General features: G+C 71.2%; 25 protein-coding genes. 10 read left to right on the forward strand and 15 right to left on the reverse strand.

Going from position 1 to position 26,132, the window contains the following annotated elements; translation table 11 throughout:
- The first annotated feature begins 104 nt into the window (after positions 1–104).
- The 3 genes from ACF08W_RS24425 (at position 105) to ACF08W_RS24435 (ending at position 1,970) form a co-directional block, all read left to right on the forward strand.
- The gene (locus ACF08W_RS24425) at positions 105–527 is read left to right on the forward strand and encodes a hypothetical protein (RefSeq protein ID WP_392280527.1); all 423 of its coding nucleotides are present in this window, start codon (positions 105–107) and stop codon (positions 525–527) included.
- A 108-nt stretch (positions 528–635) separates the two neighbouring features.
- Positions 636–815: a hypothetical protein gene (locus ACF08W_RS24430; protein ID WP_352275657.1), complete on the forward strand. Its 180-nt coding sequence runs from the start codon at positions 636–638 to the stop codon at positions 813–815.
- 348 nt (positions 816–1,163) lie between these two features.
- A complete protein-coding gene (locus ACF08W_RS24435; protein ID WP_392280528.1) occupies positions 1,164–1,970 on the forward strand; it encodes an SGNH/GDSL hydrolase family protein in 807 nt (268 codons plus the stop codon).
- Here the strand turns inward: ACF08W_RS24435 and ACF08W_RS24440 are convergent.
- Together ACF08W_RS24440 and ACF08W_RS24445 are read right to left on the reverse strand one after the other, a co-directional pair.
- A complete protein-coding gene (locus tag ACF08W_RS24440) occupies positions 1,940–2,488 on the reverse strand; it encodes a nuclear transport factor 2 family protein (protein ID WP_392280529.1) in 549 nt (182 codons plus the stop codon). The two genes, ACF08W_RS24435 and ACF08W_RS24440, sit on opposite strands and share 31 nt — an antisense overlap.
- 77 nt (positions 2,489–2,565) lie before the next feature.
- Complete coding sequence (locus ACF08W_RS24445) at positions 2,566–3,402, reverse strand: methyltransferase domain-containing protein (protein WP_352275661.1); 837 nt, start codon at positions 3,400–3,402, stop codon at positions 2,566–2,568.
- Between the two features lie 70 nt (positions 3,403–3,472).
- Between ACF08W_RS24445 and ACF08W_RS24450 the strand changes: the two genes are divergently transcribed.
- Positions 3,473–5,320, forward strand: a complete 1,848-nt coding sequence (locus ACF08W_RS24450; RefSeq protein ID WP_392280530.1) for a S9 family peptidase — start codon at positions 3,473–3,475, stop codon at positions 5,318–5,320.
- Between the two features lie 98 nt (positions 5,321–5,418).
- Positions 5,419–6,324 carry an SURF1 family protein gene (locus ACF08W_RS24455; RefSeq protein ID WP_385203405.1) on the forward strand — a complete coding sequence of 302 codons (906 nt, stop codon included), beginning with the start codon at positions 5,419–5,421 and terminating at the stop codon, positions 6,322–6,324.
- Between the two features lie 173 nt (positions 6,325–6,497).
- On the opposite strand, the gene ACF08W_RS24460 is transcribed toward ACF08W_RS24455, so the two are convergent.
- From ACF08W_RS24460 to ACF08W_RS24495, 8 genes are all read right to left on the reverse strand, one after another.
- On the reverse strand, positions 6,498–7,838 hold the full coding sequence (locus ACF08W_RS24460) for a hypothetical protein (protein ID WP_392280531.1): 1,341 nt from the start codon (positions 7,836–7,838) through the stop codon (positions 6,498–6,500).
- Positions 7,835–8,410 (reverse strand): SigE family RNA polymerase sigma factor, encoded by a 576-nt coding sequence (locus tag ACF08W_RS24465; protein WP_352275814.1) that lies wholly within the window; start codon positions 8,408–8,410, stop codon positions 7,835–7,837. The genes ACF08W_RS24460 and ACF08W_RS24465 overlap by 4 nt, the downstream gene beginning before the upstream one ends.
- Before the next feature lie 367 nt (positions 8,411–8,777).
- The gene (locus ACF08W_RS24470) at positions 8,778–9,842 is read right to left on the reverse strand and encodes an aspartate-semialdehyde dehydrogenase (RefSeq protein ID WP_392280532.1); all 1,065 of its coding nucleotides are present in this window, start codon (positions 9,840–9,842) and stop codon (positions 8,778–8,780) included.
- Entirely contained in the window at positions 9,839–11,110 is a 1,272-nt protein-coding gene (locus ACF08W_RS24475; protein WP_352275670.1) for an aspartate kinase, read from the reverse strand. Before ACF08W_RS24475 ends, ACF08W_RS24470 begins: the two co-directional genes overlap by 4 nt.
- A gap of 274 nt (positions 11,111–11,384) precedes the next feature.
- On the reverse strand, positions 11,385–13,499 hold the full coding sequence (locus ACF08W_RS24480) for a LamG domain-containing protein (protein ID WP_392280533.1): 2,115 nt from the start codon (positions 13,497–13,499) through the stop codon (positions 11,385–11,387).
- Between the two features lie 117 nt (positions 13,500–13,616).
- Positions 13,617–14,276: a DUF5063 domain-containing protein gene (locus tag ACF08W_RS24485; RefSeq protein ID WP_352275673.1), complete on the reverse strand. Its 660-nt coding sequence runs from the start codon at positions 14,274–14,276 to the stop codon at positions 13,617–13,619.
- Between the two features lie 159 nt (positions 14,277–14,435).
- Positions 14,436–15,035 (reverse strand): recombination mediator RecR, encoded by a 600-nt coding sequence (gene recR / locus ACF08W_RS24490; protein WP_124719582.1) that lies wholly within the window; start codon positions 15,033–15,035, stop codon positions 14,436–14,438.
- Between the two features lie 55 nt (positions 15,036–15,090).
- Entirely contained in the window at positions 15,091–15,426 is a 336-nt protein-coding gene (locus tag ACF08W_RS24495) for a YbaB/EbfC family nucleoid-associated protein (protein ID WP_352275815.1), read from the reverse strand.
- A 363-nt stretch (positions 15,427–15,789) separates the two neighbouring features.
- On the opposite strand from ACF08W_RS24495, the gene ACF08W_RS24500 reads away from it, so the two are divergent.
- A complete protein-coding gene (locus ACF08W_RS24500; protein ID WP_392280585.1) occupies positions 15,790–16,608 on the forward strand; it encodes an SLATT domain-containing protein in 819 nt (272 codons plus the stop codon).
- A 50-nt stretch (positions 16,609–16,658) separates the two neighbouring features.
- Here the strand turns inward: ACF08W_RS24500 and ACF08W_RS24505 are convergent, their stop codons facing one another.
- The 3 genes from ACF08W_RS24505 to ACF08W_RS24515 form a co-directional block, all read right to left on the reverse strand.
- A complete protein-coding gene (locus ACF08W_RS24505) occupies positions 16,659–17,309 on the reverse strand; it encodes a hypothetical protein (RefSeq protein WP_352275816.1) in 651 nt (216 codons plus the stop codon).
- A gap of 110 nt (positions 17,310–17,419) precedes the next feature.
- Positions 17,420–18,115: a GntR family transcriptional regulator gene (locus ACF08W_RS24510; protein ID WP_392280534.1), complete on the reverse strand. Its 696-nt coding sequence runs from the start codon at positions 18,113–18,115 to the stop codon at positions 17,420–17,422.
- Positions 18,116–18,258: 143 nt separating this feature from the next.
- Positions 18,259–19,626, reverse strand: coding sequence for an aspartate aminotransferase family protein (locus ACF08W_RS24515; protein WP_392280535.1), 1,368 nt, complete (start codon positions 19,624–19,626; stop codon positions 18,259–18,261).
- A gap of 232 nt (positions 19,627–19,858) precedes the next feature.
- Here ACF08W_RS24515 and ACF08W_RS24520 point away from each other — a divergent pair, with 232 nt between their 5' ends.
- Positions 19,859–21,805: a protein kinase gene (locus ACF08W_RS24520; protein ID WP_392280536.1), complete on the forward strand. Its 1,947-nt coding sequence runs from the start codon at positions 19,859–19,861 to the stop codon at positions 21,803–21,805.
- A 30-nt stretch (positions 21,806–21,835) separates the two neighbouring features.
- On the opposite strand, the gene ACF08W_RS24525 is transcribed toward ACF08W_RS24520, so the two are convergent.
- Positions 21,836–22,246 carry a hypothetical protein gene (locus ACF08W_RS24525; protein WP_385203385.1) on the reverse strand — a complete coding sequence of 137 codons (411 nt, stop codon included), beginning with the start codon at positions 22,244–22,246 and terminating at the stop codon, positions 21,836–21,838.
- Positions 22,247–22,401: 155 nt separating this feature from the next.
- Here ACF08W_RS24525 and ACF08W_RS24530 point away from each other — a divergent pair, with 155 nt between their 5' ends.
- From ACF08W_RS24530 to ACF08W_RS24540, 3 genes are all read left to right on the forward strand, one after another.
- The gene (locus ACF08W_RS24530) at positions 22,402–23,238 is read left to right on the forward strand and encodes a helix-turn-helix domain-containing protein (RefSeq protein ID WP_392280537.1); all 837 of its coding nucleotides are present in this window, start codon (positions 22,402–22,404) and stop codon (positions 23,236–23,238) included.
- Positions 23,235–23,471: a DUF397 domain-containing protein gene (locus tag ACF08W_RS24535; RefSeq protein ID WP_392280538.1), complete on the forward strand. Its 237-nt coding sequence runs from the start codon at positions 23,235–23,237 to the stop codon at positions 23,469–23,471. Before ACF08W_RS24530 ends, ACF08W_RS24535 begins: the two co-directional genes overlap by 4 nt.
- Before the next feature lie 164 nt (positions 23,472–23,635).
- Positions 23,636–25,624, forward strand: coding sequence for a YncE family protein (locus ACF08W_RS24540; protein WP_392280539.1), 1,989 nt, complete (start codon positions 23,636–23,638; stop codon positions 25,622–25,624).
- 74 nt (positions 25,625–25,698) lie between these two features.
- Here ACF08W_RS24540 and ACF08W_RS24545 read toward each other — a convergent pair whose 3' ends face one another.
- The gene (locus ACF08W_RS24545; RefSeq protein WP_392280540.1) at positions 25,699–26,073 is read right to left on the reverse strand and encodes a VOC family protein; all 375 of its coding nucleotides are present in this window, start codon (positions 26,071–26,073) and stop codon (positions 25,699–25,701) included.
- Positions 26,074–26,132 lie beyond the last annotated feature (59 nt).

Here is a 26,132-nt window from a genome sequence, read left to right on the forward strand (position 1 = left end):
GACCATGTTCGCCCCCGTTGCCGCCTCACATTCCGTGGGGCTGCTTCGTCGAATCATCGAGAGGTTACTGACCACCGCCGCGAGGCAGAAGAGGGGACCGTGTCATGGCCATACGGGCGACGGAAGTACCGGGTACGGCGGAAGCGGACGCGGGCACGGCATCGGGGGGCCTGGTCACCTTTGTGCAGGTCGCGACGGTTCTGCAGACATTGGCGATCTTCTTCCAGGCGGTGACGGCGGGGCTGCTGCTCGCCACCTCCTACGGCGAGACGCTGCATGGCGTCGGTGCGCGGGTGATGTACGGGGCGTCGATGCTGTACGTGCTCGCGGCGGTCCTCCTCTGGCGGCCGGGCGGCGGTTCGCCCCGGTCGATCCTGTACGCGTCCGGTTTTCTCGTACTCGCCTCGGTGCAGGTGGTGCTGGGGATCGCGCATGTCCCCTCGGTCCACGTTCCGCTCGGGGTCCTGATGTTCGGGCTGAGCGTGCTGGTGCTGGCCCAGGCGCTGGTCCGCCGCCCGAGGGCGTGATCCGGAGAGAGCCGCACTCGACGGACACAACCCGGAATGCACCTTTTGTCACCGCGTGCGAGTCTGGTCATGGCCCATCGTCCGAAAGCCGCAACAGGAGGCACGATCGTGGGCAAGAAGCAGACTCGACAGAATCGGGGCGCCCGCACCGGCGGCCACGAACGCAGCTCCACCCCGGAGACGAAGGGGACCCAGGAGCAGGAGCGGCCGACGGCCGCCCAGGAAACGGTGCGCTCGATCTCGGAGCAGGTCTCCCACCGGAAGCAGCGGAGGTTCGGCCACAACTGACCCTCCCACCCCCAGACGATGGCGGAAACGGGCCACGCCCAAAGCTGATCCACCGGGCAGCCCCCGAACCGCCACCCCAACCGCCCTCCGCGGCGGCACCCCCACCGGGTGCCGCCGCGGAGGGCGGTTTCACGTGGTGAATTCCTGACTCCGCGCACCTCCGCACCACCCCCGTCCGGGGCCCGGACGGGGGTTTGTCTACGCGCGGAGCTATGACACCCGAACGATCATTCGGGCATATCAGACTAGTTCTTCCCCAGCTATTACCGGCCGGTACTGACAGCTGCTAGAAACGTGGCGCTCGATCAACCCCCCACCCACCCCCCACATTTCGGAGGGCTGACAGCCATGTCAGTACGGAGATTCTGGGCGTCCGCATCCACCCTGGTCCTAGCCGCCGTCGCCGCGCTGGGCGTTGCCCAGCCCGCTTCGGCAAGCTCCTCGGCCGCCGCCGGCGGGTACGTCGCTCTCGGCGACTCGTACTCCTCCGGCGTAGGTTCCGGAAGCTATATCTCGGACAGCGGCGACTGCCGCCGCAGCACCAAGGCCTACCCCTACCTCTGGGCCGCCGCCAACTCGCCTTCCACGTTCGCCTTCGTCGCCTGCTCGGGCGCCACGACCAGCTCGGTGGCCTCCACCCAGCTCGGGTCGCTCAGCTCGTCCACCGGCCTGGTCAGCGTCACCGCGGGCGGCAACGACGTCGGTTTCGCCAGTGTCATGCAGGACTGTGTGCTGTCCGGTGAGACCGCCTGTCTCAGCAGCATCTCCACCGCCGTCTCCCAGATGAACAACTCGCTTCCCTCCGGCCTGAGTTCGCTCTACGCGTCGATCCGTTCGCGGGCGCCGCAGGCCCATGTGGTGGTGCTGGGCTATCCGCGCTTCTACCAACTGAGCGGCAGCTGCATCGCGGGCCTCACCGAGAAGGAACGGTCCGCCATCAACAACGCCTCGGACGTCCTGAACGGGGTCATCGCCAAGCAGGCCGCCAACGCCGGGTTCACCTTCTCCAGCGTGGTCGACGAGTTCACCGGGCACGAGCTGTGCTCCGGCGACGCGTGGCTGAACAGCGTGACGCTGCCGGTCTACAACTCGTACCACCCCAAGGCCGCCGGTCAGTCCGGCGGCTATCTGCCGGCCTTCCGCTCGGCCGCGTAGCGCGCGGACGACGGAGGTACGGGGCGCGGCGGGCCGCCCGGGTTATCCCCCGGCGGTCCGCCGCGCTCGGGCGACTCGGACGTCTCGGGCGACTCGGACAACTCGCGCGGCTCGGGCCGGAAGCCGGTGATCGCGCTGATCCGCCCCGCCTCGTCGAACACGAAGAAGTGCAGGGCGAGCGTCTCCCCCGGGGACCGGTGCGCCCCGGGCGCACCGGCCTCCGACGCACCCGCGTCCAGGCCCAGGTCCGGGTCCGTTTCCATCACGAAGTGGGTTCGGACGGCGGCCCGCCGCGCCTCGGCGTCGGTCACCACGGACTCGACGCGCACGCTACGGCCCTCCGGGCACGCGCGGCTGAACCGGAGATACCGCTCCTTCCCGCGCACGTACTCACGTGTCTGCGGCACCTCGTACAGCACGTCGTCGGCCAGGGTGGCGGCGAGGGCGTCCCAGTCGCGGGCCTCGGCCGCGCTCCAGTACGTCTCCACCGCGGCGCGCAGATCGGCAGTCGTCGTCATGGATCCGAGTGTGGACCCCGGCACTGACAACCGGCCCGGACCAGGGCCTGGGCGCGTCCCGGGATCCGCTCCGGATCTCAGGAAGCGGCGGCCCTCGACGCCTTGATGGAGTACATGAGCGGAATGCGCGGCCGGTCGGCGGGGAAGCGGTAGAAGCCGTCGTCCCGCCGCTCCAGCGTGGGGAACCGGGCGAAGAGCGAGACGTCGTGCTCGTGCAGGAACTCGATCCGCAGCCCGGTGGCGGCCAGCGCCGAGACGACCTCGCCGATCGGGTGCGTCCATTCGACGCTGCGGTTGTGGACGGTGGGCGCGTCGAAGTCCGCGTACGTGCCCGGCGTCTCGTCCACCCAGGCGTCGCGGCTGAAGTAGTCGTACGCGATCGTCGTCCCGGTCCCGTCATCCAGACAGTCCGTCATCGGGTGGAACTCGGCGAGGTAGAGGAAGCCGCCCGGCGCCACGAGCGAGGCGGCGGTCTCGGCCCAGCGGACGATGTCGGGCAGCCAGTTGAGCGCGCCGACGCCGGTGTAGACGATGTCGTACGAGGAGTCGGGGACGGCCTGCGCCGCGTCGTAGACGTCGGCCGCGACGAACGCCGCCCGGTCCGGGGAGAACCCCAGCTCGTGGGCGAGGGAGCGCGCGGTCTCGACGGCCGGTTCGGAGAAGTCCAGGCCGACGACCTGCGCGGCGCCGTGCCGGGCCCAGGAGAGGGTGTCGACCCCGATGTGGCACTGGAGGTGCAGGAGCGACCTGCCGGTGACGTCGCCGACCTCGGCGAGTTCGAAATCGCGCAGGGCCTCCTTGCCCGCGCGGAAGGAGGCGAGGTCGTAGAAGTCGCTCCCGGCGTGGATGGGGACCCGCTCGTCCCAGTGTGCGCGGTTCGCCTCGTGCCAGTCGGCGGGCGTCGGTAGATGCATGGTCCGGAGGTTATCCACAGGCTGGGGGCGGGGCGAACGAATTGTCGGCGTCGCCGCGCAGAATGGGGGCATGACTGAGACCACCGGCTCGACCGGACCGACAACGCCCGCTCCCGCTTCCACGCCGACGTGGGAGCAGCGCTTCCGGGCGCCGCGGGTGTCGCTGCCCGACTGGGCGGAGGACGCCCCCGACCGCGCGCTGTTCGTCTCCAACGCGACGGGCACGTACGAGCTGTACGCGTGGGACCGCGCCACCGGCGAGCAGCGGCAGGTGACCGACCGCCCCAACGGCACGACGGACGGGGCGCTGACGCCCGACGGGGAGTCGATCTGGTGGTTCGACGACACCGACGGGGACGAGTTCGGGGTGTGGATGCGCCGGCCGTTCCACGGTGGCGGGGCCGACGAGCCGGCGGCGCCCGGTCTCGGGCCCGCGTACCCGGCCGGGCTCGCCATCGGCCGGGACGGCACGGCGGTGATCGGCCGCTCCACCGACGAGGACGGGACGACGGTCCATGTCGTGCGGCCCGGGGAGCCTCCGGTGGAGATCTACCGCCACCGCGAGTCGGCGGGCGTCGGTGACCTCAGCCAGGACGGGACGCTGATCGCCCTGGAGCACACCGAGCACGGCGACGCGATGCACTCCGCGCTGCGGGTGGTCCGGCCGGACGGGTCGACGGTCGCCGAGCTGGACGACACCGAGGGCGGTACGAAGGAGCTGGGGCTGACTGTGCTGGGCTTCGCGCCGGTGGCCGGGGACACCCGGCTGCTGGTCGGGCATCAGCGCCGGGGCCGCTGGGAGCCGATGATCTGGGACCCGACGACGGGCGAGGAGACGGAGCTCTCGATCGGCCTGCCCGGTGATGTGGTCGCCGAGTGGTATCCGGACGCCTCGGCGCTGCTGGTCGTGCACGCCTTCGAGGCCCGCAGCGACCTGTGGCGGTACGTGCCGGGGGCGGAGGGCGGGCCCGTCCGGGTGGAGACGCCCGCCGGTTCGGTGTCGGGGGCCACGGCCCGGCCGGACGGCACGGTGGAGTACCTGTGGTCCTCGGCCGCGCAGCCGCCGGTGATCCGGTCCACCTCGGGGGCCGTGGTGCTCGATCCGCCGGGCCCGAAGGCGCCGGGGTCGGTTCCGGTGGAGGACGTGTGGGTGGACGGGCCGGGCGGCCGGATCCACGCGCTCGTGCAGCGCCCCGCGGCCCCGGCCGAGGGGCCGTTCCCGACGGTGTTCGAGCTGCACGGCGGCCCGACCTGGCACGACAGCGACGCCTTCGCCTCCGGCCCGGCCGCCTGGGTGGACCACGGCTACGCGGTCGTCCGGGTCAACTACCGCGGTTCCACCGGTTACGGCCGGGCGTGGACGGACGCGCTGAAGCACCGGATCGGGCTGATCGAGCTGGAGGACGTCGCGGCGGTCCGGGAGTGGGCGGTGAAGTCCGGCCTCGCGGACCCGGAGCGGCTGGTGCTCTCCGGCGGCTCGTGGGGCGGTTACCTGACCCTGCTCGGCCTCGGTACGCAGCCGGACGTCTGGGCCCTCGGCCTCGCGGCGGTCCCGGTCGCCGACTACGTCACGGCGTACCAGGACGAGATGGAGGACCTGAAGGCGATGGACCGCACGCTGCTGGGCGGTACGCCGGAGGAGGTGCCCGAGCGCTTCGAGGCCTCGTCCCCGCTGACGTACGTCGACGCGGTGCGGGCGCCGGTCTACATCTCGGCGGGCGTCAACGACCCGCGCTGCCCGATCCGCCAGATCGAGAACTACGTGGACCGGCTGAAGGAGCGGGACGCGCCGCACGAGGTGTACCGGTACGACGCGGGGCACGGTTCGCTCGTGGTGGAGGAGCGGATCAAGCAGGTCCGGCTGGAGCTGGACTTCGCCCGGCGCCACCTGGGCGGGGCGGAGGCGCCCGGCGCGTAGGCGGAAGGCGGGAAGTGAAGGGCCGAGGGGCGGGGTGCGCGACGCGTGGGCGGGCACCCCGCTCCGGGCGGGCGGAGGGAGGACCGTACCGTGGAGGGGTGTACCGGTTCCTGCTGACCCCGCGCTGGTGGGGGATCAACCTCTTCGTCGTGCTGGCCATTCCGTTCTGCGTGTTCATGGGCACCTGGCAGCTCGGCCGTTTCGAGGACCGCGTGCAGACGCACGACGCGGCCGAGAAGCAGCCCGCACCGGGCACGAGAGCCGCCGAACCGATCGACCGGCTGCTGCCCGTGAGCACGGTGACCTCGGGCCGCCCCGCCACCGCCACCGGCCGGTACGCCGACCAGTTCCTGGTGCCCGGCCGGGAGCTGGACAAGAAGCCCGGCTTCTACGTCCTGAGCATGCTCCGCACGGACAGCGGCAAGGCGCTGCCGGTGGTACGGGGCTGGCTGCCCGGTCAGCCCGGCCGGACCGCCGTGCCCGCCGCGCCGACCGGCACGGTCACCGTGACCGGCGACCTCCAGGCGTCCGAGACCGCCTCCACCGACGGGGTCGACACGCGGGGCGGGCTCCCCGACGGGCAGCTCGGCATGATCAGCGCCGCGTCCCTGGTCAACCTCGTCCCGTACGACGTCTACGACGCGTGGGTGACGGTCCAGGACACCGGGGAACCGGGGGCGGCCAAGGCGTCCGGGGCGCTGCGTCCCGTACCGGCGGCGGTGGCGCAGGGCACCGGGCTCGACCTGAAGGCGTTCCAGAACCTCGGCTACACCGGCGAGTGGTTCGTCTTCGCCGGGTTCGTGCTCTTCATGTGGTTCCGGCTGGTCCGCCGCGAGGCCGAGGCGGCACGTGACCAGCAGCTGGGTCTGGTCGCGGAGACCGGGCCCGAAGCCGGGGCGGATGCGGAGGCCGGAGCGGAAGCCGGAGCCGATGCCGATGCCCAGGCGGGCGCGGCCGCCGGCCACGGGGACGACAAGGCGGAGGCCCCGTCCCGGACGGCCTGAGGGCCCGTGGGCGGTACGTACGTGCACGGTACGCACCGGCCCGTGGGCGGTACGTACGTGCACGGTACGCACGCCGCACGGGTCCTATGCGTACCGCGTGCCGCGTGCGTCGCACGTATCGCGGTGCGCCGCGGGTGCCATGCGTGCCGCGTGCACCGTGCGGGGCGACGGGGTCAGGAGGCCGGGGCCAGTACTCCGGTCCGGTAGATCGTGCCCGAGCAGGCGTTGGAGATCCGCGCCTGTGCGACCGGCGCCCCGGCCTCCGGGATGTGGGTCACGGCGATGCTGCCGTCCTGCGTGCCGCCGCTGCCGTCCTCGCTGCCCAGCTGTGCGACGGTGGCCGCGTTCCCGTCGCCGCTGCCCGCTCCGGCCGCGGCGCCGCCCGCCCCGCCCGTGTCGTCGCTCGGCGTCGGGCTCGGCGAGGCTCCGGTGGACGGGCAGGTGTCCTTGGGCACCCAGGCGAACTTCACCTCGTACGCCATCGACGGCTTCAGCAGCACCATCCGCTGCTCCTGAGAAGGATCGGGCAGCCCGGACGCGGCGTCACCGGCGGTGTGCTGGACGACCGCGATCCTGGACGGGTCGGCCGCGCCGATGGCCTGGAAGCCCACACTGCCGCTCGCGCTGACCGAGCACTCCGTGCCGGAGACGTTGGCGATCCGGAAGGTGCCGTAGACCGTCCCGTCGGGGCCGGCCGCGCCGGTTTCGGCCGAGGCGACGCCGAGTTGCCCCGCGTCGCAGCTCGGCAGGGAGTCGGCCGAGGCTCCGTGCGGGTCGGCGGTGCCGCCGGACAGTCCCCCGCCTCCGTCGGAACCGTTGGTGTCCGCGGGGCCGTCGGCGCTCGCGGGCCGGTCCGGGTCGCCGTCGCCCTGGCCGTCGGTGGACCCGTTGGTGTTCTTCCCGCCGGCCTGTGCGCCGCGGTCCGTTCCGTTGCCGCCCTGCGCCTGCTCGCCGTGTCCGGCCATCGCGGTCTTGGCGGTGCTGGACCCGTCCGAGTTCGCGACGTGGACGAGGGCGGGTACGGCGGTGCCCATGAGCAGCGCCGCCGCGGCCATGCCGACGACGGCCTGCCGCCGCTTGGCCCGCCGGGCGGGAACCGCGCGCTTGAGGTGGTCGAGCGTGCCGTCGACGGGCTTCAGGTCCTTGACGGCGCCGTGCATCAGGTCGCGCAGCACGTCCCCGTCGAAGGCGCGCCCGTCGCCGTCACCGTCCGGGGCTTCGCCCGGGGAGTCGTCGGGGGAGTCGTGCGGCCCCGCTCCGAAGAGCCCTCGCAGGTCCCGTACGTTCCGCAGGTCGCGCAGGTCCTTCAGCGCCCGCGGATCACTCAGGTCACCCAACTCGTCGGAACCGACCAGTTCGTCGGAGCCGACCGGCTCATCGGGGCCGGCCGACTCATCGGGGCCGACCGGCTCGTTCCGGTCCTCGGCGCCGGCGGGGCGGGGAGCCTCGCTCCCGTTCCCGTTCCCACGTTCCTGTTCGTGCTCGGGACCGTTTCCGTCCGTACGGCGGCTCATGCCTGCGCCTCCATCACGACCCGCAGCGCGGCGATCCCGCGTGATCCGTACGCCTTGACCGAACCCAGGGATATCCCGAGCGTCTCGGCGACCTGAGCCTCCGTCATGTCCGCGAAGTAGCGCAGCACCAGCACCTCCCGCTGGCGCCGTTGCAGCCCCCGCATCGCCTTGATCAGCGCGTCCCGCTCCAGCTGGTCGTACGCCCCCTCCTCCGCGCTCGCCATGTCCGGCATGGGCTTGGAGAGCAGCTTCAGCCCGAGGATGCGGCGGCGCAGCGCGGAGCGGGAGAGGTTGACGACGGTCTGACGCAGATACGCGAGCGTCTTCTCCGGGTCGCGCACCCGGTTGCGCGCCGAGTGCACCCGGATGAACGCCTCCTGCACCACGTCCTCGCAGGAGGCCGTGTCGTCCAGGAGCAGGGCGGCGAGGCCCAGCAGCGACCGGTAGTGGGCCCGGTAGGTCTCGGTGAGGTGGTCGACCGTCGTTCCGGCGGCCACGCCCTCCTCAACGCCCCCGCGTTGCGCGGGCAACCTGGTGGAGCGGGCTGCGGGCATGGGCGCGATCACCGGCATGCCGCCGGGCGCGCGGGGCCGCCGGAGCGGGCGCACCGAAGCGCCGCGCAACGGGCCCACCACTGTGATGTCGAGAACCTCTGCCACGCCAGTTGGACACATTTCCCCCCGTCAGGGTTGTACGCGCGCGGCACCGCGTTCCCCGCCGTGCGACATGCCCTCATACGTACCTGCTCTTCCCCGAAGACCCCGGATGCCCCGAATGCGCGCCCCGCCGCGCCAGGGGTGACGACAGAGACGCACCTCTCCGGGCCAGTGGTTGCAGCAGGCCGGAAATCATCGTCGGATACCGCGACACCCCAGCTCAAGAGGTTGAGAGTTTCAACTTACTCACAGAGCGTTCACAGACCGTACAAAAGTGGTCCGTTCAGGACCGGGGGAACTCGGCGGCCACCGATTCGGCGATCTGGGCCACGTTCAACGCGGCCCCCTTGCGGAGGTTGTCGCCGCAGACGAACAGCTCCAGGGCGCGCGGATCATCCATCGACCTGCGCACTCTTCCGACCCAGGTCGGGTCGGTGCCGACGACGTCGGACGGTGTCGGGAAGTCGCCCGCCGACGGGTTGTCGTACAGCACGACGCCCGGTGCCGTCGCCAGGATCTCGTGGGCCCGGTCGACCGCGATCTCGTTCTCGAACCTGGCGTGGACGGACATCGAGTGCGTCGCGACGACGGGTACGTACACGCAGGTGGCCGAGATGCGCAGCTCCGGCAGGTCGAGGATCTTGCGGCACTCCTCGCGGATCGCGAGTTCCTCCGACGACCAGCCGTCCCCGGCCTCCGTTCCGGCCCAGGGCACCACGTTGAGCGCGACGGGCGCGGCGAAGGGGCCGGCCTCCGCGTCGCCCAGGACCCGGCGCACATCGCCCGGCTTCGTGCCCAGCTCCGTACCGGCGACCAGCGACAGCTGCTCGCGCAGTGCCGCCACGCCGTCCCGGCCGGCCCCGCTCACCGCCTGGTACGAGGAGACGACCAGTTCCCGCACCCCGAACTCGGCGTGCAGCGCGCCGACCGCGACGATCAGCGCGAGCGTGGTGCAGTTCGGGCTCGCGACGATGCCGCGCGGCCGGATCCGTGCGGCATGGGGGTTGATCTCGGGGACGACCAGCGGGACGTCCGGGTCCAGCCGGAAGGCGGCGGAGTCGTCGACGACGACCGCGCCCTTGGTGGCGGCGATCGGCGCCCACCGCGCGGAGACCTCGTCGGGGACCAGGAACAGTGCCACGTCGACCCCGTCGAAGACGGATTCGGTGAGTTCGAGGACCTCGCTCTCCTCGCCGCGCACGACCAGCTTGCGGCCGGCCGAGCGCGACGAGGCGACCAGTCTCACCTCGCCCCAGACGTCCGCGTGCTGCGAGAGGATCTGGAGCATGACGCCGCCGATCGCCCCGGTCGCGCCGACGACCGCGAGCGAGGGGCGGCGGGCGGTCATCGGCCGGTGCCTCCGTAGACGACGGCCTCGTCGGAGTCGCTGTCGAGGCCGAAGGCGGTGTGCACGGCGCGGACGGCCTCGTTGACGTCGTCGGCGCGGGTGACGACCGAGATGCGGATCTCGGAGGTCGAGATCAGCTCGATGTTGACCCCGGCGTCCGACAGCGCCTCGAAGAAGCCCGCGGTGACCCCCGGGTTGGTCTTCATACCGGCGCCGACCAGCGAGATCTTCGCGATCTGGTCGTCGTAGCGCAGCGAGGCGAAACCGATGCCGTCGCGGTTGCGCTCCAGGGCGTCGATGGCCTTGCGGCCCTCGGCCTTGGGCAGGGTGAACGAGATGTCGGTCAGCCCGGTCGACGCGGCGGAGACGTTCTGCACCACCATGTCGATGTTGATCTCCGCGTTCGCGATCGTGCGGAAGATCGAGGCGGCCTCGCCCGGCTTGTCCGGCACTCCGACGACGGTGATCTTGGCCTCGGAGACGTCATGGGCGACTCCGGAGATGATCGCGTGCTCCACCTTCTGGTCCCCTTGCGGCTCGTTGCTGACCCAGGTGCCGCGCAGTCCGGAGAAGGACGAGCGGACGTGGATCGGGATGTTGTAGCGGCGTGCGTACTCGACGCACCGGTGCAGCAGCACCTTGGAGCCGGACGCGGCCAGCTCCAGCATGTCCTCGAAGGAGATCCAGTCGATCTTCCGGGCCTTCTTGACGACCCGGGGGTCGGCGGTGAAGACGCCGTCCACGTCGGTGTAGATCTCACAGACCTCGGCGTCCAGCGCGGCCGCGAGGGCGACGGCGGTGGTGTCGGACCCGCCGCGTCCGAGGGTGGTGATGTCCTTCTTGTCCTGGGACACGCCCTGGAACCCCGCGACGATCGCGATGTTCCCCTCGTTCAGCGCCGTACGGATCCGGCCCGGCGTCACATCGATGATGCGCGCTTTGTTGTGGACCGAGTCGGTGATGACGCCTGCCTGGCTGCCCGTGAACGACTGGGCCTCGTGGCCCAGGTTTTTGATCGCCATCGCCAGCAGGGCCATGGAGATCCGCTCTCCGGCGGTCAGCAGCATGTCGAACTCGCGCCCCGCAGGGATCGGGGAGACCTGCTCCGCGAGATCGATCAACTCGTCCGTCGTGTCGCCCATCGCGGACACCACGACAACCACCTGGTTGCCGTTCTTCTTGGCATCGACGATTCGCTTGGCGACGCGCTTGATGCCCTCGGCATCGGCTACGGAGGAGCCTCCGTACTTCTGCACGACAAGGCCCACGTGCGCTCCTCGCTCAGTCCATTACTGCGGTCGACTCAGTCTAACGAGCGGTCCGAAAACGCCCCGTTGATACCACATGGTGAGATGTTTCGCTCACCAATCGATCACCGACGCTCCGTACCGGGCCGCACCGGGGCACCCGCCCCGTCCTGTCTGCCCACCGCGCCCCTCCGTACTCCCGAACGCGCCCGGTTGTGCCTCATCCCACAGCGGGCGCGGCCCGGCGGGCCCTCGGTTCCGGCCGGGCCGGGCCGGAACCGGGGGCCTGTGGCCCCTACCAGAGGGCCTGGACCTCGCCGGCGGTCAGCGCCCCGGAGAAGGCCCGGACCTGGTCGACGGCACCGTGGAAGTACTCGCCCCAGCCGTCGGCCGTCCGGCCCCGGCCGACCTGGAGGCCGCCGTCGCCGGTCCAGGCGTCGTGGAACTCGGCCGTGCCCTCGGTCTCGGCGTAGCCGTCGACGTAGAGCGTGACCGTGCCCGCCGACTCGTCGTACACCACGGCGATCTGGTGGCCCACCCCGAAGCCGCCGTCCGGCTGGCTGTACCGGGAGACCACCGTCTCGGCCGCTCCCGGCCCGTCCGCGTGGGACATCACCAGCTCCCAGCTGTACGTGGACGGCTGGTAGCGCACCTTGAAGGCGTCACCGTGCTTCCCGCCCTGGGAGAGGACGGTCATCGGGCGGGCCGGCTCGTCGTCGGCCAGCCGCACCGTCGCACTCACCGAGAAGCTGCCGCCGGTGTCGACGACGGGCCGGTCGGTGGCCGCGTAGCCGGAGACCCCGTCCAGCCGCAGGTGACCGTCGCCGGCGAGGATCATGTCCAGCGGGTCGCAGCCCGGGTCGGCCGGCTCGCACACGTCGTCGTAGCGCCGGACCGACGCTCCCGGGGCGAGCCTCAGCGGCTGCCCGCCACCCACCTCGGGGCTGGCGCCGTCCGCCGCCGTCTCCATGTCCCAGTGGGCCAGCCGTTCGGCCTTCCGGACGGCGAGCCCGGCGATCTCGCCCGGGACCAGCACCCGGTCATGGACCCGGACGTCGCCGATCTCGCCCCGCCAGTGGTCCCGGTAGCCGGTCGCACTCTTCGACCGCCCGATCTGGAAGGCCCCGTCGACGCCGCCCGGCGTCACCTGCCGCTCCTCCCCCACGGGGCTGCCGTCGACGTACAGCCGGGCGCTGCCGGTCACCGCGTCGTACCGGCCGAGCACATACGTCCACCTGCCCGCGACGGGACGTCCGCCGTCCAGCCGCTCGTCCCCCACGGCGAACGACCAGACCGGCTGCCCGCCGTCCTGCCGCAGCCCCAGGGTGAACGCGGAGCCGTCCCCGGCGTCCTGCCCGGCGACGGTCCGGGTGCCGTCCACGGCGGCGGGGCGCACCCAGGCGCCCACCGAGAACGACCCGTCGTCCCCGGTCCGCACCACCGGCGCGTCCGGGGTGATGTAGCCCTGCTCCGTGCCGTCCAGGAGCGCCGTGGAGGCCAGATCCGTGCCGGACGGGGCGTCCGCGCCGAAGGTGGTGCCGCTGCCCGCCCGGGCCGCCGTGCCGGACTCGGCCGCCGCCGTCTGCGAGCCCGCGGTGTCGGCGAGCTTCCAGTGCGCGACCGGGGAGCGACCCGACCCCACCCGGAAGAAGTAGGTCGTGGGCGCACTGCTGCGGCCCGCCCGGTCGAACGCCTGGGCCTCCACCCACGTGAGGCCGGCTGTCTGCGGGACGAAGTCGATGTCGACGGCCTGCCCGGGTCCCGGTGCCGCCACCTCCCGCTGCGGCCCGCCCCCGAAGCCGACCTTGTACATGACGACGTCGTCGGAGGACGAGACGACGCGGAAGGTGCCGTGGACGCCGACGCCGTCCGTCCAGTCGTCGTTGTCCGGGTAGTCGGTGGACGTCACCACCGGGGCCGCCGGGCTCTCGCCGTCGTAGACGAACTCGCAGCCCACGCCGGACACGGAGCTCCAGGGCGAGGTGTTCGTCCCGCTGACGGCCCGTACGTGCCAGGAGACGACGGTGTCGGCCGGGATGCCGAGGTCCTCGGGCAGGTGCCAGGAGAACACCGACCCCTGAGGCTTGGACGTCGAGGTCATCTGCCGCCGCTCGACGCCTCCGTCGGCCGCCCACCACACCTCGAACTCGGCCGCGACCGGGGGCCTGTCCGCCCCGCCCACACCCGCCGGGTCCGACAGCACCGCGCGCAGCGCCGGCATGGTGCGGACGTACGCCTTGGCGTCCCCGGCCGCGCACGCCCGGCTGCCGGTCTCCAGCTCCGAGGCCCACGAGCCGCCCGGGGCCGGATCGGCGACCGCGACCGCCATCCCCTGCACCGCCAGCATCGCCGCCGTGGCCAGCGACAACGCCCCCAGCCGGGCCGTTCTTCGACGTCCCGGACCGCTCATTTCACGCATATACCCTCCCCAGTGACTGTCTGTGAGATTCACAGCTCACCGGGAGGCTAGCAACGCGCCCCGACACAGGCACGTGCGTTATGCACTCACATGGAGGGAACAGCTCCGCTACTGCACCGGGCGCAGGCCCAGCGGGCCCGCGATCTCCTCGGCCATGACGCGGCCCGCCTCCTCGGCCAGCTCGTCGTCGATGGTCTCCGAGTCGGTGTCCAGGCCGTCCAGCTCCTGGAGGGGCTGGTTGAGGCGGATGTGGGCGATCAGGGACTGGAGGGCGCGCAGGGTGGCGGAGGCGGTGGAGCCCCAGTTGGAGAAGTAGGAGAACTGCCACCACCACAGGGCCTCGGTGGTGCGGTCCTCCTCGTAGTGGGCCAGGCCGTGGCGCAGGTCGGTCACCAGGTCGGCCAGGCCGTCCGAGATCCGGGCGGGGACCGGGGCCTTGCGGGGCTCGTACGGGTCGAAGACCTCGGAGTAGACGTCGATCGGCTCCAGCAGGACGGCGAACCGCTCGCGCAGCCCGTCCGCGTCCGGCTCCGCGCCCAGGTCCGGCTCGTAGCGCTCGTCGGGGACGATGTCCTCGTACGCGCCGAGCCTGCCGCCCGCCAGCAGGAGCTGGGAGACCTGGAGCAGCAGGACGGGCACGGCTTCCTCGGGCTCCTCGACCCTGGACACCTCGGTGACCGCGACGATGAATGTCTTGATCTGGTCGGCGATCTGGACGGCGAAGTCGTCCGGGTCCTGCGTGACGGAGTTCAGCGTGGCGTCGGACATCGAGGGGACCTCCCGCGGAGCACGGTCGCAAACGGTGAGTAGAACATAGCGCCGCCGAACCTAAAGCTGCCGTGAGTCGCGGCACCGGTCGGGTAAACGGCCGCCGGAAGAACACCGAAGGACGCATCGCCTCCGGCTCCGGCGCCCGCACCGGCGGTGTCAGACATCGAGCAGGCGCCTCCCCTCGAAGGCACGGCCCAGGGTCACCTCGTCCGCGTACTCCAGGTCGCCGCCGACCGGCAGACCGCTGGCCAGCCTCGTGACCCGCAGGCCCATGGGCTTGACCATCCGGGCGAGGTACGTCGCGGTGGCCTCGCCCTCCAGGTTGGGGTCAGTGGCCAGGATCAGCTCCGTGATCGACCCGTCGGCGAGACGGGCCAGCAGCTCGCGGATACGCAGATCGTCCGGGCCGACGCCCTCGATCGGGCTGATCGCACCGCCCAGTACGTGATAACGGCCGCGGAATTCGCGGGTCCGCTCGATCGCGACGACGTCCTTCGGCTCCTCGACCACGCAGATCACCGACGGGTCGCGGCGTGTGTCCCGGCAGATGTTGCACTGCTCCTGCTGCGCGACGTTGCCGCAGACCGAGCAGAACCGCACCTTGTCCTTGACCTCCAGGAGCGCGTGGGCGAGCCGGCGCACGTCGGTCGGCTCGGCCTGGAGGATGTGGAAGGCGATCCGCTGCGCGCTCTTGGGACCGACGCCGGGCAGCCTGCCCAGCTCGTCGATGAGGTCCTGAACCACGCCTTCGTACAACGGGAACGCCTTCCTTTCCTACCTGCGTCGTCTGGTTTCTCGGTGGGCGCGGGGCTCAGAAGGGGAGGCCGGGCATGCCGCCCAGGCCCTGGGCCAGCGGGCCCAGCTTCTGCTGCTGGAGCGCCTGCGCGTTCTCGTTCGCCGCCTGGACCGCGGCGACGACGAGGTCCGCCAGCGTCTCGGTGTCCTCGGGGTCGACCGCCTTCGGGTCGATCACCAGGTTGCGGAGCTCGCCGGAGCCGGTGACGGTGGCCTTCACGAGACCGCCGCCCGCCTGGCCGTCTACCTCGGTCCTGGCCAGTTCCTCCTGGGCCGCGGCGAGGTCCTGCTGCATCTTCTGGGCCTGCTGCAGCAACTGCTGCATATTGGGCTGCCCGCCACCGGGGATCACGGTCACTCCTGGCAATTCGACGACAAAAAGCTTCGGTATGCCGAGCCTACGTGCTCCCCGGACAACGCGCCCCACTCACTCACGGGCAACTCTTTCGGGTGAGTTTCAGGCGGCCCTTGCCGCGCTCGTATACCTGATCACAGGACCGGCGCAACCGGTAATCACGCGTTTTCTCCCCCATGGCCCACCGTTCGGCGATAGGAAGGGCATACACATCAGGACACCCAGGCACATCGGCCGTCACTCAATGTCACCGTCACGGTACTGTCGGCCACGCCGGAAAGCAGTGCGCACCCACCCCGTCTCGCCCATCGCCATGTCAGGCGTCGCTACGCAGAGGAGTACCCGGTGAGCCAGCCGGAGATGCAGCCCGAGGGGCCGCCCCGCAACGAGCCCGGCCCGGGCTCCGGCTCACGAGGCCGGGACGATCGGGGCCGGGACGACCGGGGGCGGGACGATGACGACCGGGGGCGGGCGGTTCGGGGACGCCGGGGGCGGGGCGGGGACCTGACCGTCGCGCCGTTCCCGCTCGGCGACTGGGGCGAGCCCTCCGACCGTCTCGACGAGGTCTACCGCTGGGTCGAGGCCGACGCGCTGCGCACCGCCACGTGGTACCTGGGCGACCGGGTGCGCAAACGCCGGGCGGCCAGGACGCTGCGGATGGGTACCGCGCTCGGGGCGGTGGCGGGCGCCGCGCTGCCGCTGCTCGATCTGACCGGGGCGCTGCGCGGGGTGGCGGGCTGGGGCTATCTGTCGCTGTTGCTGGGCGCCGCGTGCATGGCCTGCGACCGGTACTTCGGGCTCACCTCGGGCTGGATAAGGAATCTCGCCACCGCCCAGGCCGTGCAACGGCGGCTCCAGGTCCTCCAGTTCGACTGGGCGTCGGAGTGCGTACGGGAGATGCTCGGGCCGACCGAGGGGACGGCCAGCGAGGCGGCGGAGCGGTGCCTGGGGGTGCTGCGGCGGTTCTCGGAGGACGTCGCGGAGCTGGTGCGTACGGAGACGGCGGACTGGATGGTGGAGTTCCGGGCCGGGCCCGCGCCGATGGGGATGCAGGCCCTGTCGTCGCACGCCGGGAGCACCGCGCGTCCGGACCCGGGGACGCTGTCCGGGCGGTTCCCGCTGCAGACGCTGGCCCGGCCGAACATGCCGCGCCAGCGCCCGCCGGAGTCCCCCCGCTGACACGTCCCCTGCTGAACCCCTGAGGCCTCTCCGGCCCCAGGTCCCGGGGCCTACCCGAAGACGATCATCGATCCCTGGGCCAGGCTCCGGGTCGCCGCCGCGTGCAGCCCGAGCCAGACGTGCCGCTCGCGGGCGAACGGGCCGTCGTCGTACGGCGTCGACGCGGACGGCTCCTCCAGGGAGGTCGGCGCGGCGGGCGGCAGCGGCGCGGCCGGCGGGTTCGCCGGGTCGATACCGATGGCCGGGGCGACGAACTCCAGCTCCCGCAACAGCCCGTGCGAGGAGCCGAGCGGGCCGCCGCCCTCCAGCAGGTCGTCGGCGGCGAGCGGGGTGGCGAAGTCCAGCGGGACGTACGCCCCGGCGTGGTCGTAGTGCCAGACCAGGTGGGACTGGCGGGCCGCCTCCTCGAACATCTCCAGCAACTGCTCGTAGTCGCTGCCGAGTTCACCGACCGGGGTGACGGCCAGTCCGCTGAGCTGGAGCAGGTGGGCGCGGCGCAGGCAGTGCAGCGCGTCGTAGTCGAAGCCCGCGACGGGGGCCACTTCGCCGGTCAGGCCCGGCATGTAGGCGTACACCGGGACGGACGGCAGTCCGGCCTCGCCCAACGCCTTGTCGTAGGCGGCGATCTCTTCGGCGAACGGGTTGTCGGGGCTGTGGCACAGCACATCGACGAGGGGGACCAGCCACAGGTCACAGGCCACGAGGTCTCGCTCTCCCACGGGTGCGCATCGGAATGTTCGGGGTGGTCGGGACAGCGTAATGCGGTGTGCGCGCCACGCACAGTGGACCCGGTCCTCCGCGCCCCCGCGCGCTACCGGTTCTCCGTCGCGAGCCGGTCCGCCCAGCCCAGCGCGTGGTTCTGATAGTCGTCCAGCACGGTGCGCACCGCGCCGGGGTCGCCGATCGTGATCGCCGCGACCAGGTCCTCGTGCCCGTTCCAGAGCGCGTCCCGGTCGCCGGCGTCGCGGCGCAGGTACGGCACCGCGAACACCCATGCCTGTACGCGGAGTCGGTGCAGGAACTCGTTGATGTACGCGTTGCCGACGAGGGCGCCCAGCTCGCGCCAGAACCGCAGGTCGTAGCCGATGAGGATGTCCAGGTCGCCGCCGCGGGCCGCCCGCGCGGCCTCCTGGGCCCGGCGGCGTACGGCGACCAGGCGGTCCAGGTACGCCGAGGGGGGCGCGACCGGGGCCCCGCCGCCGAAGTAGACGCTGCGGACCACGCCGTCGATGACCAGGCTGCGGGCCTCGACCAGGGACCGGTAGTCGGCGACGGTGAACTCCCGCACCCGGAAGCCCCGGTGCTGGTCCGTCTCCAGCAGTCCCTGGGCGGAGAGATCGAAGAGCGCCTCGCGCACGGGGGTCGCCGACACCCCGTACTGGTCGGCGATCTGCTTGACCGTGAACTCCCGCCCCGGCTGGAGCCGTCCGGCGAGAACCTCGTCACGGAGCGCGTCCGCGATCTGCTGCCGCAGTGTGCTGCGGGTCACAGCTCCGCTCGCGCGCATGGCGCCCCTCCCCGTTCCTTTTACCTGCGGTCACCTTAATCCAGGGCCGCCGTGCCCGTATCCGGGCAGAAGGGACACCTGAGCGGTGTCGGAGGGGTGGGGAGGGGCGCCATCACGTCACAAGGGGTCCGTCACGCGGCGCGTCACGGGGTGCGCCACGCGGTGTGCTCGTCGGCCACCGAGAGCGCGGCGTCGAGGGCCGCGAGGCCCTCCTTCGCCTCGGCCTCGGTGATGTTGCAGGCGGGCACGGCGTGGGTGCGGTTCATGTTGATGAAGGGCCACAGGCCGTTCTTCTTGGCCGCCGCGCCGAAGGCCGCCATCGGCGCGTTGGCCTCGCCCGTCGCGTTGTACGGGACCAGCGGCTCGTGGGTCTCCTTGTTGCGGACCAGGTCCAGCGCCCAGAACGCGCCGAGGCCGCGGACCTCGCCGACGGACGGGTGGCGCTCGGCGAGTTCGCGCAGGCCGGGGCCGAGGACCGTCTCGCCGATACGGGCGGCGTTCTCGACGACCTTCTCGTCCTCCATCACCCGGATGGTGGCGACGGCGGCGGCGCAGGCCAGCGGGTGGCCGGAGTACGTCAGTCCGCCCGGGTAGGGGCGGGTGTCGAACGTCGCGGCGATCTCGGCGGAGATCGCGACGCCGCCGAGCGGCACGTAACCGGAGTTGACGCCCTTGGCGAAGGTCATCAGGTCGGGCACCACGTCGAAGTGCTCGGCGGCGAACCACTTGCCGGTGCGGCCGAAGCCGGCCATGACCTCGTCGAGGATGAAGACGATGCCGTACCGGTCGCAGATCTCGCGGACGCCCTTGAGGTAGCCGGGCGGCGGGGTCATGATGCCCGCGGTGCCGGGGATGGTCTCCAGGATGATCGCGGCGATGTTGGCGGCGCCCTCGTAGGCGAGGGTGTCCTCCAGGTGCTGGAGGGCGCGGGCGCACTCCTCGGCCTCGGTCTCGGCGTAGAACGGCGAGCGGTAGAGGAACGGCGCCCAGAAGCGGACGACGCCCGCCGAGCCGTTGTCGGACGGCCAGCGGCGCGGGTCACCGGTCAGGTTGATCGCGGTGGAGGTGGCACCGTGGTACGAGCGGTACGCGGAGAGGACCTTCGTGCGGCCGGTGTGCAGCCGGGCCATCCGGACGGCGTTCTCGACGGCCTCGGCGCCGCCGTTGGTGAAGAAGATCTTGTCCAGGTCGCCGGGGGTGCGCTCGGCGATGAGGCGTGCGGCCTCGGAGCGTGCCTCGATCGCGAACGCGGGGGCGAAGGTGGCGAGCTTGCCCGCCTGCTCCTGGATCGCGGCGACGACGGTGGGGTGCTGGTAGCCGATGTTGGTGTAGACGAGGCCGCTGGTGAAGTCGAGGTAGCGGTTGCCGTCGTAGTCCCAGAAGTACGCCCCCTCGGCGCCGGCGACGGCGAGCGGGTCGATCAGGCCCTGGGCGGACCAGGAGTGGAACACGTGCGCTCGGTCGGCGGCCTTGACGGCCGCACCGGCGGCGGGGTCGACATGAGGGGTCATGCGGCGAGCGTAGGCCGTACCGGGACCGTTCCGACATGACCACCTTGTATGGCGTGGGGCGTTCCGCTGGGCAGGGTGTCGGGTCGCCGGAAGTGCTTCCGGTGGTTCCGGAACCGCAACCGCTCCGGGCGTGCCCCGCGTGCATCCCTATGATCGTGCGGGCATCGGGCGGACCAGACCGGGCCCGGCCGGGCAGAGTGCCGATTCCTGGGGGAAGGACGTGTCAGCGTCAATGCAGAGCCTGACACCGCAAGATCCGCGCACCATCGGCGCCTACCGGCTGTTGGGACGGCTCGGCGCCGGGGGCATGGGCCAGGTCTATCTGGCCCGGTCCGAGCGGGGCCGGACCGTCGCGATCAAGCTGGTACGCGCTGAGCTGGCCGAGAAGCAGGAGTTCCGGGACCGCTTCCGCCAGGAGGTGCGGGCCGCCCGCCAGGTCGGTTCCGCGTGGACGGCCCCGGTGCTGGACGCGGACACGGAGGCCGCCGTGCCGTGGGTCGCCACGGGGTACGTCGCCGGGCCCTCGCTGCACGCCACGGTGACCGGCCGCCCGCGCGTGGCGGGGGCGCCCTCGGGGGCGTACGGTCCGCTGCCGGAGCGCTCGGTGCACATCCTGGGGTCCGGGCTCGCCCACGCACTCGGGGCCATCCACGCGGCGGGGCTGATCCACCGCGATCTGAAGCCCTCCAACATTCTGCTGACGATCGACGGTCCGCGCGTCATCGACTTCGGCATAGCCCGCGCCTTCGACACCGCCACCGACGGCGGGGTCACCCGCACCGGCGCCCTGGTCGGTTCGCCCGGGTTCATGGCGCCGGAGCAGGTGCGCGGCGAGCGGGTGACCCCGGCGTGCGACGTGTTCTGCCTCGGCACGGTGCTGGCGTACGCCTCGACCGGCCGGCTCCCGTTCGGCACCGGCGACAGCCGGGTGCACGCGCAGATGTTCCGGATCGCGCAGGAGGACCCGGACCTGACCGGGGTTCCGGTGGACCTCGTCGACCTGGTGCGGGACTGCCTGCACAAGGACCCGGCCGCCCGCCCGACGACCGAAGCGATCCTGGACCGGCTGGCGGACGCCGACCCCGCCGAGCCGTGGCTCCCGGGCGCCTTGATCGCCCAACTCGGCCGTCACGCGGTTGAGTTGCTGGACTCCGAGGACCCGGAGGATCCGGAAGTTCCGGAGGAGGCCGGGCGGGCCGGGCCGGCCGCGGCGTCCGCGCAGGCCGCCGCACAGGCCGCGGGGCCCGGGGACGCCGGGGGGTCCGAGGGCCCGGAGGATCTGTCGGGCTTCCCGGGGGAGCGGTCCCGGGAGCACCCCCGGACGACCCCGCCTCCCGGTTACGGCCCGGCCCCCGGCCACGGCTACCCGCAGCAGACCCCGGTCCCGACCCCGGCCCCCGGCTACGGTTACCCGTCGCAGACCCCGGCCCCCGGCTACGGCTATCCGCCGGCCGCCCAGCCGCATCCCGGCGAGGGTTTCGGCGCGCCGCAGCCGCCCACCGGGTACGGCTACCCGCCGCAGCACCAGCAGGCGTCGTACCCGCACACCGGCTTCGGACCCACGCCCCCCTTCGGCCCCGCCCACCCCGGCAACCCCCACCCCGAGCCCGAACCGGCCCGCCGTGGCAAGGGCTCGACCATCGCGCTCGTCATCGTCGCCGTGCTCGTGGCGATCGGCGCGGGCGGCTCGGTCTACACGCTCATGAACGAGGAGCCGACGGACCACCACCGCCCCGACCGCTCCACCACCGCCGCCCCGTCCTCCCCTGACGCGGGCGGCCCGGCCCCGTCCCCCGGCACGGACGGGAAGAACGGCGACGGCGCCATCCCCACCGGCTACCTCGGCACCTGGACCGGCACCATCGACAACCCGGCCGGACGCTCCACCCGGAAACTCGTCATCCAGCAGGGCTCGGTCGGCCAGAGCGTCCTGACCCTCACCGCCGAGGGGCCGCTCGACAACGGAAACACCTACCGCTGTGTCTTCCGGGCCGACCTCGCCGCGGAGCCCGCCGAGGGCGGCCCGGTCAGGGTGGGACCGTCCGAGGTCGAGTCAGGCGAGCCGATGACGTCCTGCACCGCCGGGGGCGCCACCACGCTGACCCTGCACCCGAACGGCACCCTGACCCGCGAGAACAGCGCCAGCGGAGACCGGCTCACCTACACCAAGGGTGGCTAGGCGGCCGCCCCTCACGCCCCACCACGCACGTTATCGGCCCAGTATCGCCGTGGCCGTGCCGAGCAGCAGCAACGTGTGGACGAACCTGCCGGGAGCGGTGGGCGGGAAGTACCACGACACCGGCCAGGTACGGCCGTGGAGAGCCGGAACCGGTACGTAGCTGACCCGGCCGGGCGCCGCGTTCAGCACCACGGCCCCGTCCGGCCACGCCTTCCCCTCGGCGCTCCCGGCCGGCACGAGGAAGTACACCGACCGTTTCCCACTGGCCTCGGCCACCACCGGACCGGGCTCACCGCCCGTGATCGTCTCCATCATCAGGGCGAGCCGACGCCCTTCGTCCCCCTCGAAGCGCACGGCGTCGAATTGGACTCCTGTTTTGCGCAGTTGAAATCCGGAGTATGGAATCCACCCGAATCCGACCGCACTTTTCGTTGCGTTCACAGGACCAGTCTTCCCTTGACTGGCTAGCGTTTCCTCAGGCCACACAGGGGCGTCGCACACTCGTTGACCTGCGCGAACTCCCCTGAATTCCAGTCGAGTCGGGCTGATTCGGGTAGTGACCGGTTGAGACCGGTTGAGTCGAAAGGGGGTCGCACATGGCGCGAGCGGAGAACAAGGAAACGGCCAGTGCCATGGCCAGGATCGTCGCCGACATGGCGCGTGATCTGCGCACCGAACGGGGCTGGACGCAGACCCGGCTGGGCGAAGAGCTCGGCTACTCCGCTGCAGCGGTGAGCGCGATGGAGACCTGCGCCCAGCCTGCCAGTGACGAGATGCTGGTGGGTCTGAACGAGGTGTTCCACGGCGAGACGAAATTCTTCAACCGCTGCCGCCGGTACATGCGGCTGGAGACGTACCCGGAGCAGTTCAAGAACTACGCGCTGCTGGAGCAGGAGGCGCTCAGCCTTCGGCTGTACGCCACCTATCTCATCGATGGTCTCTTCCAGACCGAGGCATACGCGCGAGCGCTGATCGGCGGAGGATACCCGCCACTGCCCCACGATCGGGTGGAGGAGCTGGTCAGCGCAAGGATGGCACGTAAGGCACTGTTCGACCGCGAGCCGCCGGCTCTGATCGAGGTCGTTCTGGAAGAGTCGGTGCTCAGGCGGATCATCGGCAGCAAGGAGATCATGCGGGAGCAGATGCAGTACTTGGTCGAGTGCGCCCAGCGCCGCAATGTCACGCTTCGGGTGCTCCCTCTGGACGCCGGGCTGGGCGGGGAGTACGCCGGAGGACATGGCGGCCTGAGCCTGATCGAGACTCCGGACCACCAGCACCTCGCCTACTTGGAAGCACAGGAGGAGAGTTGGACGCTCAGCGACCCGGCGAAGGTGAGTACGTACTCCCAGCGGTGTGCGAAGATCCAGTCACAGGCCATGGGTCCTCGTGAATCGCTGGACCTGTTCCAGCAGTTGGCAGGAGAAACGGAATGAGCACGTCCCTCCGGTGGTTCAAATCCAGCTACAGCAACGCCAGCGGCGGCCAGTGCGTCGAGGTGGCCTTCGACTGGCACAAGTCCTCGTACAGCAACGCCAGCGGCGGTGACTGCGTCGAGGTGGCCACTTGCCCGCACGCCGTCCACGTCCGGGACTCCAAGGCGACCGACGGGCCCGCCTTCGCCGTGGCTCCCGGGGCCTGGGCTGCGTTCCTCACCTGGGCGGACTGAGCGAAACGGAACAATTCGCGGGTCGGGGACGGTCATCCGGACCCCGGCACCGCAAATGTGTGCGACCTGTGGACGTACATGTCATACCCTGCGTGCGTGGGGTCGCGTCCCGTCTCTTGTCGACGGATGCCTCGGCCCCCCTCTTACCGTGGGGGTAATTCATTTTGCGTACGCGCAGAATCTCGACCGCGACCACGCTCGCGGTCCTCTTCAGCTCAGTGGTTCTGGTCGGCGGGGCGGCGAATCCGGCCGCCGCCGACTCCAGCAAGGTCATTCCCGCCGCTTCCGTCGGCGATGTCGTCGCGGACGGCGTGCACCACCGGGTCTTCATCAGTGACCCGGTCACCGGCAAGGTCCTCGCCACCGACTACAGCGGCAACGTGGTCGGCACCATCCCGTCCCTGCCCGGCGTGAAGGGTCTCGAACTCTCCGCCGACTCCGGCACGCTGTACGCCGGTGTGCCCGGCGCCGACGCCATCGCCGTGATCGACACCGCCGCTCTGGTGGAGTCCGCCCGGTACGCGACCGGCGAGAACACCAAGCCCGCCTATCCGGCGCTGGCCGGCGGCAAGCTCTGGTTCGGCTACGGGGCGGCGGCCGAGGGCAACATCGGCTCGCTCGACCTGTCCGGCGTGGAGCCCGTCGTGGCCCTGGACCAGGACCCGGACCGTACCTGGTACGCGGCGCCGACCCTGGCGTCCACGCCGGGCGCCCCGAACACCCTGGCCGCCGGGATCGAGGGGCAGAGCCCCGTCCAGCTCGCCGTCTACGACGTCGCCTCGGGCACGGCCACGCGCACCGCGCAGACCCGCACCGACGGGAGCAACCTGCGCGACCTGGCGCTGACGCCGGACGGTTCGCAGGTCGTGGTGGCCAGCGGGTACCCGTACAACCACCAGTCGTACAAGACCGCGGACCTGACGCCGGGGATCGCCTACCCGTCCAACTCGTACCCCAACGCCGTGGACATCGCGCCGGACGGCACGGTGGCCGCGGGTATCGACGGCATATACAGCCCGGACGTGTACGTCTACAAGCAGGGCTCCACCAAGGCGATCCGGACGTACGACTTCCCCAACACCGGCAACACCAGTGGTGCGGACACGCTGACCCCGGCCGGACTGGCCTGGGCTCCGGACAACAGCCGGTTGTTCGCGGTCACCGAGAACAGCTACGGTGTCCGCTCGCTGCGGGTGCTGACCGAGGCGATGAAGTCGCCGACGACGGTCACGGTCAAGGCTCCGGAGAAGTCGGCGCTGAACAAGAAGTTGACCGTCACCGGCAAGGCGAGCTCGGCGAGCCCCTTCCCGGCCGGCGCGAAGGCCACGGTCACCCGCACCGACATCGAGTCGCCCAAGGGCAAGGCACTGCCCGCGGTGACGCTGAAGTCGGACGGCAGCTTCTCGTTCACCGACACCCCGACCGCGGGCGGCCAGGTCACGTACAAGGTGACGTACGCGGGCGACGCGTCCCACTCGGCGGGCTCCGGCTCCGCGAAGGTCTCCGTGCCCCGCACGGTGCCCTCGCTGACCCTGAACCACAACAAGGCGCTGTACTCGTACGGTGCCGACGTGACGTTCACCGCGCACCTCGGCAAGACGTACAAGAACCGCACCGTCGAGCTGTGGGCGGACCCGTTCGGCGCGGACAAGCCGAACAGGCTGGTGAAGACCGGCAAGGTCAACTCCAAGGGCAACCTGTCCGCCGTCATCGCCATGACCCGGGACACCACCGTCACCGCGGTCTTCAAGGGTGACGGCCGGTACGCGGGCAAGACGACCAAGTCGACCTCGTACGCGAAGGTGAAGGTCTCGACCTCCATCTCCAAGCAGTACAAGACGGCGAAGATCGGCAAGACGTCGTACAAGTACTTCCACAAGAAGACCGACCCGGTCTTCACGACGTCGATGACGTACTACAAGAACCGCGCCCACAAGCTGTCGCTCCAGCTGAACTACCAGGGCAAGTGGTACGACGCGGGCTCGGACTACTTCCGGCTCGGCACCAACGGGAAGACGGTCATCACGCTGAAGGGCACCCATGAGACGGGGTACCGGATGCGCATGCGGGTTTCCTACATCAACGGCAGCTCGGGCGACTCGGTGAACTCCACCACGCACAGCTCCTGGCAGTACTTCTACTTCACCAAGTAGAAGTACGGCGGAACGTCGTTCGACCGCGGGGCCGGGTGATCCACCCGGCCCCGCACCCGTCCGTCCGGCCCCGGTTACAGATAAGGGCGGGTGATCAGCTCGATCGCGTGGCCGGAGAGGTCCTTGAAGTACACGCCCCGGCCACCGTGCTCGTTGTTGATCTCGCCCGAGCGGCGCATCTGCGGGTCGGCCCAGTGCTCGATGCCGCGCTCGCACAGCCGCTGATACGCGCGATCGAACAGCTCGTCGTCGAGCAGGAACGCGTAGTGCTGCATCTGGAGATCCACCGGCGGCTCGGCGAACTGCAGCAGCACGCCGTCGGTGAACCGGATATTGGTGAACGGTCCCCAGGACGGCGCCTCCGAGAGTTCGAGCAACTCACGGAAGAACCGGGACGATTCGTGGCGGTCCTTGGAAGCGATGATGGTGTGGTTGAACGTGGCTGTCATTCAGCTGACCTCGTTGGTGTTCGACGCGGAATATGGAGAGGGACTCGCGATGCGCGAGT

The sequence above is a fragment of the Streptomyces sp. NPDC015144 genome, from assembly GCF_043079735.1.
In the GTDB taxonomy this organism is placed as follows: Bacteria; Actinomycetota; Actinomycetes; order Streptomycetales; family Streptomycetaceae; genus Streptomyces.